The organism is Cyanobium sp. PCC 7001, assembly GCF_000155635.1.
GTDB lineage: Bacteria > Cyanobacteriota > Cyanobacteriia > PCC-6307 > Cyanobiaceae > NIES-981.
The window spans coordinates 1595144-1611850 of record NZ_DS990556.1 but is presented as its reverse complement, the minus strand read 5'-3'; the positions used below and the strand labels follow the sequence as shown (position 1 = coordinate 1611850).

Sequence of the window (16707 nt, the reverse complement as noted above, 5' to 3'; positions counted from 1 at the left end):
CTGCAGTTGGGCATGGTGCTGGAGTATGGCCACCGTCTGCTGCAGTTGCCGATGACCTATTTCGATAGTCATCGCAGCCGTGAGGTGGTCAGCCGCATTGGAGATATCAGCAGGATCAATGCCCTGATCAGCGATCTGGTTCTCGGCATCCCCAGTGACCTGTTCATTGCCTGTGTCTCGCTGGCGGTGATGCTCATCTACAGCCCACCCCTCACGGCTGTGTCGCTGCTGGCCTTCGGCATCCTGATCGGAACGGGTCTGTTGTTCGTGCCAGCTCGTTATGACACAAACCGTCGCGTGGTTGTGGAGTCTGCCGAGAACCAGGGTTATTTGGTGGAGATCTTCCGTGGTGCTCAGGTTCTCAAGACCACCGAGGCCGCACCCCAGGCATGGGATGAGTACCAGCGTAACTTCGGCAGCGTGGCCCACCTCCGCTGGCGTGCACTGCAGCTCGGCTTGATCAGCGACACCTCCACACGGCTGTTGTCACGGGTGACAACCCTTGTACTGCTCTGGTATGACAGCAGCTTCGTGATAGATGGTCAGCTCTCCATCGGCCAACTGCTCGCCTTCAGTGGTATGAGCGGCAACGTACTGACATTTCTTGAGTCTCTCGACGATTTCACCGATGACTATCTCACTTCCACTGTGGTGATCCGGCGCCTGTCTGAAGTGCTGGAGGGGAGTGTCGAGGATCTGCATGCGATGGACAAGTCAAGGGTGGCAGTGCCGCCCTCCTGCGATCTCCACTGCCGGAATCTCACCTTCCATCATGCAGGTCGGTTGGATCTGCTCAGTGAGTTGACGCTGACTTTCCCGGGAGGATGCTGCACTGCCTTGATCGGTGAATCCGATTGCGTGATAAGCACCTTGGTGAAGCTCCTGGCGGGTCTCTACCACTCCCGAGAGTGGCTCCATCCACTATTGGCCCTATGGCCTGCAGGACATCTCTCTGGAGTGTCTACGCCGACAGGTGGTGTTGGTGCCCCAAGAGGCCAAGTTCTTCAATCGCACGGTCTTCGATAACTTTCGCTTTGCTGATCCCGATGTCAGCTTCGATCAGGTCGTGGCGGCGTGTGAACGGGCCCTCGCCGACGAGTTCATCCGTGAACTGCCTGATGGCTATCAGACGGTGCTGGGTGAATTCGGCACGAATCTTTCAGGCGGTCAGCGCCAGCATTTGGCGATCGCCCGTGCCCTGGTCTCCTACCCGCCGGTCCTGATCCTGGATGAGTCGACGGCTGCCCTGGATCCCGTGCTTGAGCGCCGGCTTCTCGAAACTTTGCTTCAGGACCGTCGTGGTCTGACCACGCTGATGATCAGCCATCGGCCCAGTGTCATTGGTCGCTGTGATTGGGTGGCCTACCTCGAAGGCGGCAAGGTGATCTCCCAGGGCAGACCCCAGGATCTGCGCAACGACGACAGTCTGGCCCCCTATCTGTTGACGGCATGATCGAACCTCCTGCCCCTGGCACCCCACCGCCCCACCAGGGGCAGCTGGCCAGGCCGCTGGTGTCTGATGTGGAAACCCTGAAGGTGCGACCGATCGATGCGGGGCTCGTTCTGCGTCCTGCCACATCCAAGGAATTTCTGCCCTCGGTGAGGCCCTGGCTGGGTGCGCTTTGCGGGGGGCTTCCTGCTGGGCAGTTTTCTCTCCGGTGTGGCGTTGATGGCCATCTGGCCCTATCGCGTCGTCGTGAGGGCATCGGGTTCGGTGCGGCCCGGTGGCGAGACCAGCCTGGTGCACGCGCCGCGTGACGGAAGGGTCGGCGAGATTCGGATCCAGCCCAACCAGGTGGTGGAGCAGGGGCAGGTGATCGCGGTGCTCGATCCCGCTGATCTGGAGGGCCAGCAGTTGCGATTGCAGCAGGACCAGGCAGCGCTGGAGAGCCAGCTGACCGCCCAGCTCCAGGAGGACCGTGCGGTCCTGGCAGCGGCGAAACTTGAGGTCGACAAGGCGAGGGCCACCCTGGCCCTGGCCACCTCGGAATCCCAGCGCTACAGCCAGTTGATGGAGAGTGGAGCCGCCTCCCGTGAACAGATGGAGGAAAAGGCCGCGAGTCTGAGCGTGGCACGCTCGAACTTGGCCAAGTCCCTGCGGGAGGTGGAGCAGCAGCGGCACCGCGGAGAGAGCGCCGAGGCCCGGCTGGCGCAGCAACTGGCCCAGAACCGCGCCGAGCAGGCCCAACTGGCCAGGGATCTGGGTCGCACCCTGGTCAGGGCGCCCGTGGGTGGCGTGGTTTTTACGGTCGCCCTGCGCAACCCCCTTCAGGTGGTGGTCGCCGGCCAGGAGCTGGCACGGATTGCTCCGAAGGGCAGCGAGTTGCTGGTCAAGGTGCTGGTGTCCTCCGAGGACATCGCCAACGTGAAGGCGGGCCAGCGGGCCGATCTGCGTCTGGCCGGCTGTCCATTCCCGGATTTCGGCACGCTCCGGGCCGAGGTGCTCTCCGTGGCTCCTGACGCCTTCGTGTCTGCTGGGGTAGCCGATCCCGGCGGCATGCCTGCACCTTCGGGGTCGGGCAACGTCGGGGTGGGGGCCAGCGGCTATGAGGTGACCCTGCGTCCCGAGAGCCGTGAACTGCGCTCACGATCGCGAAGCTGCGCCTTGCGATTGGGGATGGACCTCACGGCTGACATCACCACGCGGGTGGAAACCGTTCATCAGTTCCTGCTGCGCCGAACCCGGCTCATCCTTGGTTTCTGAATCCCTCCAGGCCAGCAGGCGAGATCAGCGGCAGGGCTGCCGCTGTGCAGGAGTGTTGTGAAGGTCATGGCGTTGCCGTGGCTTCCTGCAGGGGCTGATTGTCGAGCACGAACCCATCATCCAGCTGCGAAGAAGCGGTGCGATGCGGCTGCCGCCAGTTGAGGCCGTTCTGCTTGAAGTGCTGCTGAATCGCCGCAAGCCGCTGTTCGGCATCAGCCGTTGATGCGAGCAGCGCCCGGGCCACGATCTGGCAGCGGCGCAAGCCGAAGTCGTCGCCATCGCCTTCGGACTCCCCTAAACCGATGCCAAGACCCAGAGTCTTGCTGAACAGCGGAACCGGGTTGTTCAGATGGGATCGAAGCTGCGGATAGCTCGTTTCCAGGATGGTGCGGGCATGGGCGTAGTGGCGGCACCCCAGCTCCAGCCTGGCTGCATCGTAGCGGTGGTAGGCCTGCGGATCCGTCAGGATGCTGAGTCGGAAAGGTACAGCTGAGCGATTGAGATCTGAGGTGAAGATCTTCATCAGCAGGAGCGCACCCTCAGCATCGATGTGGAAGAACCAGAGGGCATGGGGCTGATCGGCCGCCGGTCCCCCTGCATTGCCAATGGCGATGTAGCGTTCCCCTGCCAGGCAGGCATTGGGCATGTGTACGCCCACGTTTGCGCCCTCGCTCAGGGTTGGCGGTACCGACGCCTCCGGGCGCGCGTGGCCTGCCAGAACCATGGCTAGGGACAGATCCACGTCTGGGTCGATCCAGAGATGGAGGCCATCCTTTTCGATCTGGGCGCCCCTGCCCCCCACGCGGGTCACGGTCCAGCCGTGATCGATGAAGCCGCTGCCGCTGTTGGCGGCCTTGATCCGATCGACGAAATCAACATCCAATCCCGCAACCGTGTTGTTGACCATGGCCCTGGCGGGGGCATGATCGGGCCAGCGCCTGGCCCGATCACCACTGAAATAGATGTCGTACAGATAGTTCCTGAGCTGGTGCAGCACATAGGTCTCCCTCTGTTCGGCGGGGAGGGAGTCCAGCAGAGTCTCCACGGGCCCTGCCATGGGGATGGGGGCTCCGTCAACGAGGTTAAGAGGTGCGTAGTGGGGATGGGCGATCAGTAGAGGTTCGACGCGGATGTTATTGATCAGATCGGCAACGGCGGTTTCCTGTGAATCATGCGCTGTCCACTCATCTGCTGGGCTGGTCTGCTCTGCTGGGCAGGTCTGCGTCGGTTCATGGGGCTCCTGGCTTGAGGGGTGTAAGGGGCCTGAGAGGGCTGGGATGTCAGGCTCGGAACGGATGACCAAGGGATCAAAGCTGGCGGGACTGATCGTCCTGTGCCCAAACACGGTCGCCAGTGAGGTGGCAGGGTCGCACAACAGCGACCTGGCTACTTGCAGCATGGCAATCTCAATGTTGCCAAAGGGCTCTCGGTAATAGATGCGATCTTGAATCGAGCCAATCAGCCCCAACCCTGCAAACCTTGTCACCCTCTCGGTAAAATCTGGAAAGGCTGCCAGGATTTTCGGGAACTGGGCCAGATAGGCTTGGAGGAAGGTGTAGAGGGAGGGTTGCAGTTGTTCCAGGGGCACCGACGCCAGTCTCAGGGCAACCGCAAGATCGATGTCCCGGCTGAGCATCAGACTCTTCAACCAGATGCGCAGGTACTCGGCAACCAGTGCACCCACGTCCAGTGCGGGATCGCCCCACAGGCATTGCTCCCAGTCAATGATCCGCACGACGCCCTGGCCATCGCAGAGCTGGAGGCCCAGCGTTGATGTGGGTAGCACCTGTGCCTGCCAGGTGCGCCAATCCTGATGCAGCAGCACATTGTGGAAGCGCAGATCATTATGAATCAGGCAACACGCTCTGTGGTCTGCCTCCAGCGATCGCAGGGCCTCCGACAGGTCCCGTGATCGCTGGTAAAGTCTGTAGAACTTCAGGGCATCCTGAGATACGTGGGTGAAGATGTCTGGGGTCAGGTCTTCCAGGGAACTCCGAAAATCCGGCTGCTGATCCGCAGGGATCGACTCAGTGGCCAGATCCGACGTCAGCTGCTGCCGAAAGGCATCCTGCTCAAAGGTGGATGCGTGCAGGCTGGCCAGCGCTATCCCCAGTGACGTTGCAATCTTGAGAGGGAACTGCCTGGTGTCGGTATAGAAATCGCCGAGATCCTCGTAAGGGTCCAGATAGCGATGGATGAGAATGGAGCTGGCTGCGTCATAGGCAATTCCCTCGGGCAGGATGGCCCGTGGGGGCAGCGGGCCTTGACGGCAAAGCAGTTGATAGATCTGCCACTCCTCACCAAAGTCTTCCTTGGGGCTTCCGTCTGCCTTCAAGGGAGCCTGCTTCACGATGAAGCGGTTCTTCGTCTTCCCCTGGGAGCTGAACGTTTCAACTTCAACCAGTAGGTTGGCGTTCTTGCCCACCAGCTGATCGGTCGCCGTGAGCTGGTCGTCCTCAGCGCATAACCCGCGTCCGACCAAGTATCTGAACACATTGCCAGATTCGAGGCGAAACGGCATGACTCTGTCTCCTCGATTCCAGCGGGCGCCCATCGGTCTTCGCAACCAGACTTTAGAAAGGTCTCAAGCCAGCCCAAGGGCATGCTTGAGACCCAGTGTCAGATGGAGCGCGTGATCCTGTGATTCGGATCACGGCCGTCGATCGGCCTTCTTCTGACCGTGCTAACTCGCCACTCAGCAGTAGGACTTCGAGTACTTCCTGGAGTACTTCCTGGAGTGCTTCCCGCTGCGGCTGCGGCTGCGGCTGCGGCGGCGCTTATGCATCCCGCCCGAGCGGCTCCTGCTGCCGGTTTTGTCACCATGGCCTCCGCCGCCTCCAGTGATCGAGGCTTCCAGTTCGGGGCTGAGATCCTTAACGAAGCTGTCTGCTCCGGACAGTAGGTCAAGACCGAGAGATTGACGGTCTTTGGGTGATTCAATAGCCATGAGCTTCATCCTCCTTGGGTTAAGTAGTAGATGGAATGAGCCTCTGATGTGGCCCATGGAGTTCTGAAGGCCAACTTTTTGGCATCCCTGCAGTGATCGCCTGTCCCCAGCCTTCTTCCTCGGCCTCACTGTGGCGTGATACCCCGGCTGACGTTCTTCTCTTTCCCAATTCTTAATCCTGTATCCCGATGTTTCGCGGCTTCTTATTCCTTAAACATGTAAGGTTCGTTGATGAAGATGTTAGTCGGTGCCCCCGATCGCTCAGCCTGGGCCACTCCCCTGCCGGTAGGCCGCCTGCAGGCTGGGTCGGCTCCACCAGCGCCGCTGAGCCCACAGCTGCAGTCCCAGCGCTGCCCAGCCCAGCAGTCCCCCAGTCGGGTTGATGTCGCCTCCACCGGGGCCGACCCACCAGGTCAATGCGTCAGGTGCGATGGTCAGCAGGCCATGCTGCGTGAGGAACCATCCCCCCACCAGGCCGCCATGGAGCGCCACGGCGCCCCACAGGCAGTCGCGATCGGCACGGCGCTGGCAGGCCAGCACCAGGCCCAGGAGGATCAGCCCCCCCAGTTGGCCCACGGCTTCCAGCCCCGGCAGCCGATACCAGGGATGGATCAGGGCGAAGATGGTGGCCTGGAGCAGCAACGCTGAGCGCGCCGGGAGCTGCAGCGCCAATTCACCCCAGAGCCAGCCCCGAAACAGCAGTTCTTCGGCAACTCCCACCCCAAGGCCCAGCGCCAAGCCGTTGAACAGCTTCGCCCCGTTGAGCTCCCCCACCCAGACGGCCTGCCCGCTCACCAGCAGGCCCAGAGTCACCAGGGTGATCAGCAGGAGCGCCGCCTGCAGCCCGTGCAGCGCTGCCCGCAGCCCCGCGGCGAAGGGGACGGCGATTCCCAGGTGCCGCCAAGGATGCTCCTGGCCCCATACCCGCCGCACTCGCCATGGCAGCGCGATCACCAGCAGGAGCATCGCGGCAGCGAGTCCGGCCAGGTCCACCTGATCGGGCCGCAGGGTCGGCCAGACCAGGGACAGCGGCCTGGCCAGGAGCCATCCTGTGCCATAGAGCGCGGGCACGAACAGCAGGGTTCCGAGCCTGCGAGGGCCTCGTGGTGTGCTGGCCGGGGTCAGTCGTCCGGCTCCAAGGTGCTGGTGAGGCCCTTGGCCTTGAGGGTTTCGCAGTAGAACTCCGCCGGCTCCAGATCGCATACGATCACCAGGCCCACGCCGGTGTTGTGGGCCTCCAGCATCACGGCGATCGCATCCTGTTCGCTGAGGGAGGGCACCACCTGGCGCAGGGTGGTGACCACGTACTCCATGGAGTTCACCGGGTCGTTGTGGAGCAGCACCTTGTAGCGGGGGGAGGGTTTGCGCACCCGCTCGGGCGCCTTCTCCATCACCGCCGCGCCGCTCTCACGGCTGGGGGTCTGGGTGGCCTGCGGCACTGTGGTCATGGCGGCAGCTGTCATGACGACCTCCTTATTAAAGGGCGTGATCCAGGAAGCGTGATCCAGGAAGGATGCGACGGAGGGGGACGGTCAGCCCCAGGCGCGGGCAGGGCAGGGTGCCATCAGAGCCCTCGGATGCGCCCCATGGCCTCCTCCACGTTGGCGCGACTGTTGAAAGCCGAGAGCCGGAAGTAGCCCTCCCCGGCAGCACCGAAGCCGCTGCCCGGGGTGCCCACCACGTGGGCCTTCTGCAGCAGGTGGTCGAAGAAGGCCCAGGAGTCCATGCCGGCAGGGGTCTTCAGCCACACGTAGGGAGCCTGCTCGCCGCCATACACCTGCAGGCCGGCGGCACTGAGCTCGCGGCGGATGATGGCGGCGTTCTCCATGTAGAAGTTGATCAGCCCCCGCACCTGGGCCTGGCCTTCCGGCGAATACACCGCTTCGGCGCCCCGCTGCACGATGTAGCTCACGCCGTTGAACTTGGTGCTCTGGCGCCGGTTCCACAGGGTCCACAACTCCACCTGCTGGCCGTCGGCTGCTGTCCCCATCAGCCCCCGCGGCACCACGGTGAGGGCACAGCGGGTGCCGGTGAAGCCCGCGTTCTTGGAGAAGGAGCGGAACTCGATCGCGCACTCCCGGGCCCCCTCGATCTCGTAGATCGAGTGGGGCAGCTCCGGATCCTGGATGAAGGCCTCGTAGGCGGCATCGAACAGGATCAGGGCCCCGTGGGCGCGGGCGTAATCCACCCAGGCCTGGAGCTGGGCCCTGGTGGCCACCGCCCCGGTGGGGTTGTTGGGGAAGCACAGATAGATCAGATCCACCGGTTCGCTGGGGATCTGGGCCGTGAAGCCGTTCTCGGCCGTGATCGGCAGGTAGGTGAGCCCGCCGTAGCGGCCGGTGGCATCGGCCTCACCGGTGCGGCCCGCCATCACATTGCTGTCCACGTACACCGGGTACACCGGGTCGGTGACGGCGATGCGGTTGCCCTCGCCCAGGATGTCGAGGATGTTGCTGCTGTCGCACTTGGAGCCGTCGGAGATGAAGATCTCCTCGGCACTCACCTGGCATCCCCGGGCCTGGAAGTCGTGGGCGGCGATCGCCTCCCGCAGCCACGGGTAGCCCTGCTCCGGGCCGTAACCGTGGAAGCCCTCGCGGGTGCCCATCGCGTCGATGGCGGCCTTCATCGCTTCCCGGCAGGCCTGGGGGAGCGGCTCGGTCACATCGCCGATGCCCAGCCGGATGATCGCGGCCTCGGGGTTGGCCTCGCTGAAGGCCTTCACCCGCCGGGCGATCTCAGGGAACAGATAGCCCGCCTTGAGCTTGAGGTAGTTGCCGTTGACCTGCACCACAGGGTTGCTGATCGAATCTCTGGCGGCATCCTGCTACGGCAGGGGCTGCATACCATCGACCCAGGCCTGCCGCTGCCGCCCCGCCGTGACTCCCGTTGCTTCCCCCGCGGTCAGCCCGGCCGCCCCCATCGACTTCGGGGCCCTGATCGACCTCACGATCAGCAAGCCCGCCCGCTACCTCGGCAACGAACTGGGCGTGGAGCCGCGCGACTGGCAGGCCGCCGCCGTGCGCTGGGCCCTCACCTATCCCGAGGTCTACGAGGTGGGGGCCAGCAATCTCGGCCACGTCATCCTCTATTCGATCCTCAACGCCGTTCCCGGCCAGCTCTGCGACCGCGCCTACCTGCCGGCCCCGGATCTGGCCGCCCGGCTGCGCGAGCGCCGTCTGCCCCTGTTCGCGGTGGAGAGCCGCCGCCCCCTGGGGGCCTTCGACATCCTCGGTTTCAGCCTCAGCTACGAACTCGGCGGCACCAACATCCTGGAGATGCTGGATCTGGCCCGGTTGCCGCTGCGGGCGGCCGATCGGGGCGATCTGCCCCTGGGGCATCCCGAGGCGCCGCCGCTGATCTTCGCGGGCGGCCCCACCGCCACCAGCAACCCCGAGCCCTTCGCCGCCTTCTTCGACTTCATCGCCCTGGGCGATGGCGAGGAGCTGCTGCCGGAGATCGGGCTGGTGGTGGCCGAGGCCAAGGCCGCCGGCCTGAGCCGCCGCCACACCCTGCGGGATCTGGCCCAGGTGCCGGGCGTCTACGTGCCTGCCCTCTACGGCCCGGGGGCCGATGGGGTCACGATCGAGCCGCTGGAGCCGGGCCTGCCAAGGCGGATCCAGCGGCGCACGGCCACGCCCATGCCCCACTACGCCATGGGGCTGGTGCCCCACATCGAGACGGTGCACGACCGGCTCACGGTGGAGATCCGGCGGGGCTGCACCCGCGGCTGCCGCTTCTGTCAGCCCGGCATGCTCACCCGCCCGGCGCGGGACGTGGAGCCGGAGGCCGTGATCGAGGCGGTGGAGCAGGGGATGCGCCGCACCGGCTATGCCGATTTCTCCCTGCTCTCCCTGAGCTGCTCCGACTACCTCGCCCTGCCGGCGGTGGGCGTGGAGCTGCGCAACCGGCTGGCCGACCAGAACGTGAGCCTCACCCTGCCGAGCCAGCGGGTGGACCGCTTCGACGAGGACATCGCCCACATCCTCGGCGGCACCCGCAGGGCCGGGCTCACCTTCGCGCCGGAGGCCGGCACCCAGCGGCTGCGCGACATCGTGAACAAGGGCCTCACCGATGCCGACCTGCTGCGGGGCATCCGCACGGCGATGGCGAGCGGCTACCGCAAGGTGAAGCTGTACTTCATGATCGGCCTGCCCGGCGAAACCGATGCCGATGTGCTGGGCATCGCCGACACCTGCCGTCGCCTCCAGGAGCAGTGCCGGGATCTGGGGCGGCTGGAGCTGAATCTCACCATCAGCAACTTCACGCCCAAGCCCCACACCCCGTTCCAGTGGCACAGCGTGAGCACCGAGGAATTCCGGCGGCGCCAGGCGCTGTTGCGGCAGGCCCTGCGGCAGTTGCGGGGCATCAAGACGAATCTCACCGACGTGCGCCTCTCCGCCGTGGAGGACTTCGTGGGCCGTGGCGACCGCCGTCTGGCGCCGGTGATCGAGGCCGCCTGGCAGGCCGGCGCGGGCCTCGATGCCTGGTTCGAGTCGGCGGAGCGCAGCCATGCCGCCTGGACCGCCGCGATCGAGGCCGCCGGTCTCGGCGGTCGCTACCGGGATCTGGAACTGGGGGCCTGGAGCGCGGCGGAGGCCCTCAGCTCCGAGCACCTCGCCAGCTTCTGCCGGCAGCCCCTGCCCTGGGACCACATCGACGCGGGCCTCGACAAGCGCTGGCTGGCGGAGGATCTGGAGCGGGCCCTGGCCGCGGCGGTGGTGCCCGACTGCTCCTTCGAGGGCTGCAGCAGCTGCGGTGTCTGTGGTCCCGAGCTGGGTCACAACGTGGTGATTCCGGCACCGGCGGTGCCGGCCCAGGTGCCCCAGCGGCCCCCGGCCAGTGGGCGGGTGCAGCGCCTCCGCTTCGGTTTCTCCAAGGCGGGCTCCCTGGCCCTGATCAGTCATCTCGACAACCTGCGGCTGCTGGAGCGGGCCCTGCGCCGCTCCGGGCTGCCGGTGAGCTTCACCGGTGGCTTCCACCCCCTGCCCCGTCTCCAGCTGGCCCTGCCCCTGCCCCTGGGCGTGGAGGGGCTGGGGGAGTGGTTGGATCTGGAGTTCACCGAGTTGCTGGATCCGCCCGAAGCCCGGCGGCTGCTGCAGGCGCAGTTGCCGGGGGACTTTCAGTTGCTCTCGGTGGCCGAGGTCCCCAGCTTCGGCCCCAGCCTCTCCCAGGAGCTGGAGGCCGCCCACTGGCGCCTCGCGCTGCGGCCGGCTCCCGGGGAGACGGCCCCTGGCCCCGAGCGCTGGGCCCGGGCCATCGCCGCCCTGCTGGCGGCGGAGTCCCTGCCGTGGCACGACACGGACAAGAAGGGGCGCCCCCGCAGCCGCGACTGCCGCCAGGCGCTGCGCAGCCTCGTTCCGGTTCCCCCCGCTGCAGCGGCCCAAGCGCTGGAGGGTGGCATGGTCCTGGAGCTGGAGGCCGCCATCGATCCCAGCGGCCGCAGCCTCAGGCCCGAACAGCTGGCCCACTGGCTGGGGGAGGACTTGGGGGTTGCGCTCGTCTGCGCCTCCATGCAGCGTCTGGCGCTCCTGCTCCGCAGCCCCGGCACTGCTGCGGCTGGATCCAAGGCCCACGCGTGCTAATTTCCAGGCAAGGCGATCAGGCCGTTTGCCTGCAAGCTCCCGCGGCATTTTCGCAGCGCATCCAGCTTTCTCAGCGCAGACCGCAGCCGGCAGCCACCTCCGTTGGCCCCTCTGCTCCAGAGTCCTCGACCCTGGTATTCGCCCCAAGCGCTTTCCGGTTCCCAGCGTCCTGAAAGCGACCCGCGGCTCGATGCGCGGTCAGATTCCAGCAGCATTGCGAGCAGCACCACCGGAATCGGCCTGGCCTGTTCCGACCACACCATTGTTTCCAACGCCTTCCGGCAGGCCCGTCATCGGTCTCCCGGTTCGGCCCATCCCCTGGCAGGGTCCCACCCGGGGCCACCTCTTATCCCATGCCCCAGCAGATCGTCATTGCCGAGCAACTGCGGATCGCCGCAGTGCTCAACGACGAACGTGTTGATGAGTTGATCGTGGCCCAGGGCCGCTATCAGATCGGCGATGTCTACCTCGGCACGGTGGAGAACGTGTTGCCGGGAATCGATGCCGCCTTTGTGAACATCGGCGAGAGCGAGAAGAACGGCTTCATCCACATCACCGATCTCGGCCCCCTGAGGCTGCGCAAGGGTGGCGCCGGCATCACCGAGCTGCTCGAACCCAGGCAGAAGGTGCTCGTGCAGGTGATGAAGGAGCCCACCGGCACCAAGGGCCCACGCCTCACCGGCAATCTTGCCCTGCCGGGCCGCTACCTGGTGCTGCAGCCCCATGGCCAGGGTGTCACGATCTCCCGCCGGGTGAACGGCGACAACGAGCGCAACCGCCTGCGGGCCCTGGGGGTTCTGATCAAGCCCCCCGGGGCGGGGCTGCTGGTGCGCACCGAAGCCGAGGGGGTGAGCGAAGAGCTGCTGATCGAAGACCTCGAGTCGCTGCTGCGCCAGTGGGAGGCGATTCAGACCGCTGCCGAGACGGCCTCGCCGCCGGTGCTGCTCAACCGCGATGAGGACTTCATCCACCGCATCCTCCGTGACCTCTACAGCCAGGAGCTGGTGCGGGTGGTGGTGGACAGCCCGGAAGGGGTGTCGCGGGCGAAGGCCTTCCTCGGCGCCGACCACAGCAACGTGCTGGTGGAAGCCCACGACGCCCCCAGCGACATCCTCGAGGCCTACAAGGTCAGCGCCGCCATCCACGACGCCCTCAAGCCCCGGGTGGACCTGCCCTCGGGCGGCTACGTGATCATCGAGCCCACCGAGGCGCTCACCGTGATCGATGTGAACTCGGGGTCGTTCACCCGTTCGGCGAATGCCCGCGAGACGGTGCTGTGGACCAACTGCGAGGCCGCCGTCGAGATCGCCCGGCAGCTGAAGCTCCGCAACATCGGCGGGGTGGTGGTGATCGATTTCATCGACATGGAATCGCGCCGCGACCAGCTCCAGGTGCTGGAGCACTTCACCCAGGCCGTGCGCGATGACGCGGCCCGGCCCCAGATCGCGCAGCTCACCGAGCTGGGCCTGGTGGAACTGACCCGCAAGCGCCAGGGCCAGAACATCTACGAGCTCTTCGGGCGTGCATGCCCCAGCTGCGGCGGCCTCGGCCATGTGGCGGTCCTGCCCGGGCGGGACAGCCTGCAGCCCCTCGCCAGCGCCGCGGGTCTGGTGCGCTCGGCCGCAGCAGCCCGTGCCGAGGTGGCCGCCCCCACTGCCGCGGCTGAGTCCGGCGGTTCCCGGCGGCGGCGCGGCGGGCGGGGCGGCAGGTCGTCCTCCGAAGCCGATGATGCCACCGCATTCGTTCCCGTGGCGCCGCTTCTGGATCAGGACCAGACCGACACCGGCCGCTCCGGCCATGACGCCTCCCGCCGCCCCGAGCCCGAGGTGCTCACCGTGCCGATGGATCCGGTGCAGGAGGCGGTCTATGGCTGGCTGGGCCTGAATCCAGCCCTGCTGCTCGACACTCCCCCCGCGTCCGACAGTGCCGTGGTGCGGGTGGTGCGCCCCGGCGTCGATCCCGAGGCCGTGCGCGAGGAAGCGCGGCAGGAGCTGGCCAGCAGCGGCTCGCGGCGACGCCGTGGTCGCGGCGGTCGCGGCGGGGGCCAGACCCACTCCGCCGAAGAGGGCAGCGCTGAAGCGTCCCACGAGACCTCGCCCCAGGCCGCGGCGGAATCCACGCCAGGCCCGGAGCTGGCGGGTACCAATGGCAGCCGTCGTGGCGACAGCGCCGCCGGCCCGACCCGCACGGCGCGCCGCGGACGGGCGTCCTCCCCGGCCCCCGCCCCGGTGGACATCACGCCCCTGCCGGCCCAGCTCACTCCCGAGACCGTGGTCACGGTGTCGGTGCCGACCCGCCGGGATGAGCCGGTGGCGGCCCCCGTTCCGGTGGCCAAGGCTGCCGCCGCCGCACCGGCCGACACGGCGCCGGAGGATGGGGAACCCCGCCGCCGCCGCCGTCGCTCGTCCGCGACCGTCTGAACGGCTTGGCCGAGGATCCCTGGTTCGGCCGGAATCCAGCCTGCTGCGCCGGTGTGGATGAAGTGGGACGGGGTTGCCTGTTCGGCCCGGTGTTCGCCGGGGCCGTGGTGCTCGGGGCCGAGGCCGCCGCAGCCCTCACCGCCCAGGGCCTGACCGACAGCAAGAAGCTCAGTGCCAGGCGCCGGGAGGCCCTGCTGCCGCTGATCCGTGAGGCCGCCGAGGCCTGGGCGCTGGGCCAGGCATCGGCGGCCGAAATCGACGGTTTCGGCATCCGCCAGGCCACCGAGCGGGCGATGCAGCGCGCCCTGGCCAAACTGCCCCAGCCTCCGGCCCTGCTTCTGGTGGACGGCGTGCTGCCCCTGCGGGGGTGGCCCGGAGAGCAGGCCACGCTGGTGCGCGGCGACAGCCGCAACGCCGCCATCGCCGCGGCCAGCGTGCTGGCCAAGCAGGCCCGCGACCAGCTGATGCGGACCCTGGCGGACCGGTTCCCTGGCTACGGACTGGAGCGCCATGCCGGCTACGGCACCGCCCAGCACCGTGCCGCCCTTCTGAGCCTGGGGCCCACGGCCCTGCACCGCCGCAGCTTCCTCAGCAGGGTGCTGACAGGGTGATCAGGGCTCCTGGCACCAGCGCTCGAAGTCGACCACCAGCTGCTGACCCACCCGGCTCTTGATGCTGCGCAGAATCCCCGCCAGCACCGAGCGGCCCGTGGCCTCCAGCACCCGGGGAGGGATCAGCCGCAGCAGCGGGGGCTGGCTCACGCTCACGGCGAGGTTGGCTTCCCCTTCCAGGCCCTCTTCGCTGGCCACCAGCCAGGACTTCAGTTCCAGCTGGAAATCATCCACCAGGCCAAGCCCCTCGAGCTGGCAGTGGTTGGCGATCAGGTCGATTCTGCCGGGTTCCAGATGGGTGCTCAGTTCCACCACCGGATGGATCTTCAGCTGGAACACCTCCAGGTGGCTCACGGCATAGCGGTAGCGGCCCGGGCCCAGACGCTCGAGCTGGCTGGGATCCAGCAGAGCCTTCACCACCCGGTCTTCTTCGGCCAGATAGCGGGACAGGCTGTCCTGCTGGTGGCGAACGCCAAGTTGCAGTTGCTGACTGGCACGGAAGGCCAGGGGCATCGCCTGAGGGCCGGCGCGGCATGATCCTATCGGTCGCCCCAGGGCCCCCAGTTCTGTCGAAGCTCGTGATGCGCGTTGCCTTTCTTGGTCCTGCCGGTACCTACGGGGAGCAGGCTGCGCAGCAGCTGATCGCGCTGGAGGGACTGGCCGATGCCGAGCTGGTGCCGCAGCTGGGGATCCGGGCCGTGGTGCAGGCCCTGGCCCAGGGTGACTGCGACGCGGCCGTGGTGCCGGTGGAGAATTCCGTGGAGGGAGGGGTCACCACGTGCCTCGATGCCCTCTGGGAGCACCCGGACCTCGCGGTGGCCCGGGCCCTGGTGCTGCCGGTGCGCCATGCCTTGGTGGGTTCCGGCACCATCGCGGGCATCAGCGAGGTGCTCTCCCATCCCCAGGCCCTCGCCCAGTGCAGCCAGTGGCTGGCGGACAACCTGCCGAAGGCTCTGCAGCTGCCCACCAGCTCCACGGCGGATGCGGCCCGCATGGTGGCGGGCAGCCGTTTCCGCGCCGCCATCGCCTCACGCCAGGCCGCCGAGGAGCACGGGCTCACGGTGCTGGCCTATCCCGTGAACGATGTGCCGGGCAACTGCACCCGCTTCCTGCTGCTCCGCCGCGGCATCCGCGCCCATACCGGCACCCTGGCCAGCCTGGCCTTCTCGCTCCATTCGAACCAGCCGGGGGCCCTGCTGGAGGCCCTGGGGTGTTTTGCCCGGCGTGGTCTGAACATGAGCCGGATCGAGTCGCGCCCATCCAAGCGGGAAATGGGCGAGTACATCTTCTTCGTGGATCTGGAGCTGCCGGAAGCCCCCCAGGTGCTGGAGGCAGCTCTGGAGGATCTGGGCCCGCTGTGCGAACACCTGGCGTTGTTCGGCGCCTATCCGATCAACCACCAGGGCGCCGGCTGAACCCGAGCCCCGATGCGGGGCCCAGGATTCCAGGGCCCGGTTTCAGGCCGGCTTGCGGCCCCGGAACACCCCGAACTGCATCAGGCCGGTGGCGAAGGCCCAGTGCATCAGCAGGATGGTGGGAGCCTCCCGCAGCCCCTGCAGCACGGCCCCGGGGCCCAGACCCAGGACCGCCCCGGGTCTGTGCACCCCTTCCAGGATCGAATCCAGCCAGGAGGGCAGGGTGGCTGCCGTCCAGTCGGCCGTCTCGACGGCCACCCCACCGGCCCAGGGGCTGCCGTTGAGGTTGGCCTGCAGGGAGCGGATGCTGGCGAATTCCGGGTGGGCCCACTGTTCGAGGAGCTGACGCATCACCCAGCGCTCCCGGGCGGACAGGGCGCCGTCGCTGGGATCGCGGCGGTTCCAGTCCGCCACGGCCAGGAGCCCCCCTGGCCGCAGGCAGCGCAACAGCTCGTCGGCGTAGCGCTGCTTGTCCGGCATGTGGGGTGAGGCCTCCACGCTCCAGACGGCATCGAAGCTGCCCTCCTCCAGCTCGAGAGCCAGGGCATCCATCACCGCGAACCGGCAGCGGCCGGCCAGATCCGTTGGCGTGAGCTCCCGGGCCCGGGCGATCTGCAGCGGGCTGATGCTGATGCCGAGCACATCGAGGCCGTAGTCCCGGGCCAGGATCCGGGCGCTGCCACCGATGCCGCAGCCCACGTCGAGCACCCTGCTGCCGGGTGCCAGACGGTCGAGACCGCTCCAGCGCACCAGCTCGTGCACAAAGTCCTCCTTGGCCCGGCGGAAGTCGCGCCGGCCTGCTCCCACGGGTGGATCGCCGTAGTGGCCGAGATGGATGTGCTCACCCCACAGCCTCTCCAGCAGGGCGTCCTGGGTCCAGCGGTCGTAGGCGGCGGCCACGCTGGCGCTGTCCTGGTAGCGGCGGTTGCGCCGCAACCACAGGACTGCCGCTGCCGCTGATCCCCCGGCCACAGCCAGGGCTGCGGCCAGGGGCCAGCTGAGGGAGGGCATGGGGCGTTCGGGAGAGG

At 67.2% G+C, this 16707-nt stretch carries 13 protein-coding genes; 7 read left to right on the top strand and 6 right to left on the bottom strand.

Features of this window, described 5'->3' with window-relative positions; all coding sequences use genetic code 11:
* Positions 1-12: 12 nt before the first annotated feature.
* The 3 genes from CPCC7001_RS15785 (at position 13) to CPCC7001_RS08045 (ending at position 2704) form a co-directional block, all read left to right on the top strand.
* Positions 13-1026, top strand: a complete 1014-nt coding sequence (locus CPCC7001_RS15785; RefSeq protein ID WP_006911007.1) for an ABC transporter transmembrane domain-containing protein — start codon at positions 13-15, stop codon at positions 1024-1026.
* The gene (locus CPCC7001_RS15780) at positions 917-1453 is read left to right on the top strand and encodes an ATP-binding cassette domain-containing protein (protein WP_225867285.1); all 537 of its coding nucleotides are present in this window, start codon (positions 917-919) and stop codon (positions 1451-1453) included. The genes CPCC7001_RS15785 and CPCC7001_RS15780 overlap by 110 nt, the downstream gene beginning before the upstream one ends.
* 162 nt (positions 1454-1615) lie before the next feature.
* Positions 1616-2704 (top strand): HlyD family secretion protein, encoded by a 1089-nt coding sequence (locus tag CPCC7001_RS08045; protein WP_006909160.1) that lies wholly within the window; start codon positions 1616-1618, stop codon positions 2702-2704.
* A gap of 64 nt (positions 2705-2768) precedes the next feature.
* Here the strand turns inward: CPCC7001_RS08045 and CPCC7001_RS14040 are convergent, their stop codons facing one another.
* The 4 genes from CPCC7001_RS14040 to CPCC7001_RS08025 form a co-directional block, all read right to left on the bottom strand.
* Positions 2769-5225 carry a T3SS effector HopA1 family protein gene (locus tag CPCC7001_RS14040; protein ID WP_006910270.1) on the bottom strand — a complete coding sequence of 819 codons (2457 nt, stop codon included), beginning with the start codon at positions 5223-5225 and terminating at the stop codon, positions 2769-2771.
* A 687-nt stretch (positions 5226-5912) separates the two neighbouring features.
* Positions 5913-6722, bottom strand: a complete 810-nt coding sequence (locus tag CPCC7001_RS08035) for a CPBP family intramembrane glutamic endopeptidase (protein ID WP_006909548.1) — start codon at positions 6720-6722, stop codon at positions 5913-5915.
* Between the two features lie 50 nt (positions 6723-6772).
* On the bottom strand, positions 6773-7099 hold the full coding sequence (gene clpS / locus CPCC7001_RS08030) for an ATP-dependent Clp protease adapter ClpS (RefSeq protein WP_043369761.1): 327 nt from the start codon (positions 7097-7099) through the stop codon (positions 6773-6775).
* A gap of 116 nt (positions 7100-7215) precedes the next feature.
* Entirely contained in the window at positions 7216-8442 is a 1227-nt protein-coding gene (locus CPCC7001_RS08025) for an LL-diaminopimelate aminotransferase (protein WP_006911266.1), read from the bottom strand.
* 85 nt (positions 8443-8527) lie between these two features.
* On the opposite strand from CPCC7001_RS08025, the gene CPCC7001_RS08020 reads away from it, so the two are divergent.
* The 3 genes from CPCC7001_RS08020 (at position 8528) to CPCC7001_RS08010 (ending at position 14264) form a co-directional block, all read left to right on the top strand.
* On the top strand, positions 8528-11233 hold the full coding sequence (locus tag CPCC7001_RS08020; RefSeq protein WP_006909526.1) for a TIGR03960 family B12-binding radical SAM protein: 2706 nt from the start codon (positions 8528-8530) through the stop codon (positions 11231-11233).
* Positions 11234-11586: 353 nt separating this feature from the next.
* Positions 11587-13653 carry an Rne/Rng family ribonuclease gene (locus CPCC7001_RS08015; RefSeq protein ID WP_006909387.1) on the top strand — a complete coding sequence of 689 codons (2067 nt, stop codon included), beginning with the start codon at positions 11587-11589 and terminating at the stop codon, positions 13651-13653.
* Between the two features lie 5 nt (positions 13654-13658).
* Positions 13659-14264: a ribonuclease HII gene (locus CPCC7001_RS08010; protein WP_006910011.1), complete on the top strand. Its 606-nt coding sequence runs from the start codon at positions 13659-13661 to the stop codon at positions 14262-14264.
* Here the strand turns inward: CPCC7001_RS08010 and CPCC7001_RS08005 are convergent, their stop codons facing one another.
* Positions 14265-14777 carry a DUF1997 domain-containing protein gene (locus CPCC7001_RS08005; RefSeq protein ID WP_043368804.1) on the bottom strand — a complete coding sequence of 171 codons (513 nt, stop codon included), beginning with the start codon at positions 14775-14777 and terminating at the stop codon, positions 14265-14267.
* Between the two features lie 68 nt (positions 14778-14845).
* On the opposite strand from CPCC7001_RS08005, the gene pheA reads away from it, so the two are divergent.
* Positions 14846-15679: a prephenate dehydratase gene (pheA, locus tag CPCC7001_RS08000; RefSeq protein ID WP_006909646.1), complete on the top strand. Its 834-nt coding sequence runs from the start codon at positions 14846-14848 to the stop codon at positions 15677-15679.
* Between the two features lie 42 nt (positions 15680-15721).
* Here the strand turns inward: pheA and CPCC7001_RS07995 are convergent, their stop codons facing one another.
* The gene (locus CPCC7001_RS07995; protein ID WP_006909047.1) at positions 15722-16690 is read right to left on the bottom strand and encodes a methyltransferase domain-containing protein; all 969 of its coding nucleotides are present in this window, start codon (positions 16688-16690) and stop codon (positions 15722-15724) included.
* Positions 16691-16707: the final 17 nt, after the last annotated feature.

Coding starts and splice junctions, on each gene's coding strand:
- CPCC7001_RS08015 (WP_006909387.1), top strand. CDS start 11,587: ATGCCCCAGCAGATCGTCATTGCCGAGCAACTGCGGATCGCCGCAGTG.
- pheA (WP_006909646.1), top strand. CDS start 14,846: ATGCGCGTTGCCTTTCTTGGTCCTGCCGGTACCTACGGGGAGCAGGCT.
- clpS (WP_043369761.1), bottom strand. CDS start 7,099: ATGACCACAGTGCCGCAGGCCACCCAGACCCCCAGCCGTGAGAGCGGC.
- CPCC7001_RS15785 (WP_006911007.1), top strand. CDS start 13: ATGGTGCTGGAGTATGGCCACCGTCTGCTGCAGTTGCCGATGACCTAT.
- CPCC7001_RS14040 (WP_006910270.1), bottom strand. CDS start 5,225: ATGCCGTTTCGCCTCGAATCTGGCAATGTGTTCAGATACTTGGTCGGA.
- CPCC7001_RS07995 (WP_006909047.1), bottom strand. CDS start 16,690: ATGCCCTCCCTCAGCTGGCCCCTGGCCGCAGCCCTGGCTGTGGCCGGG.
- CPCC7001_RS08005 (WP_043368804.1), bottom strand. CDS start 14,777: ATGCCCCTGGCCTTCCGTGCCAGTCAGCAACTGCAACTTGGCGTTCGC.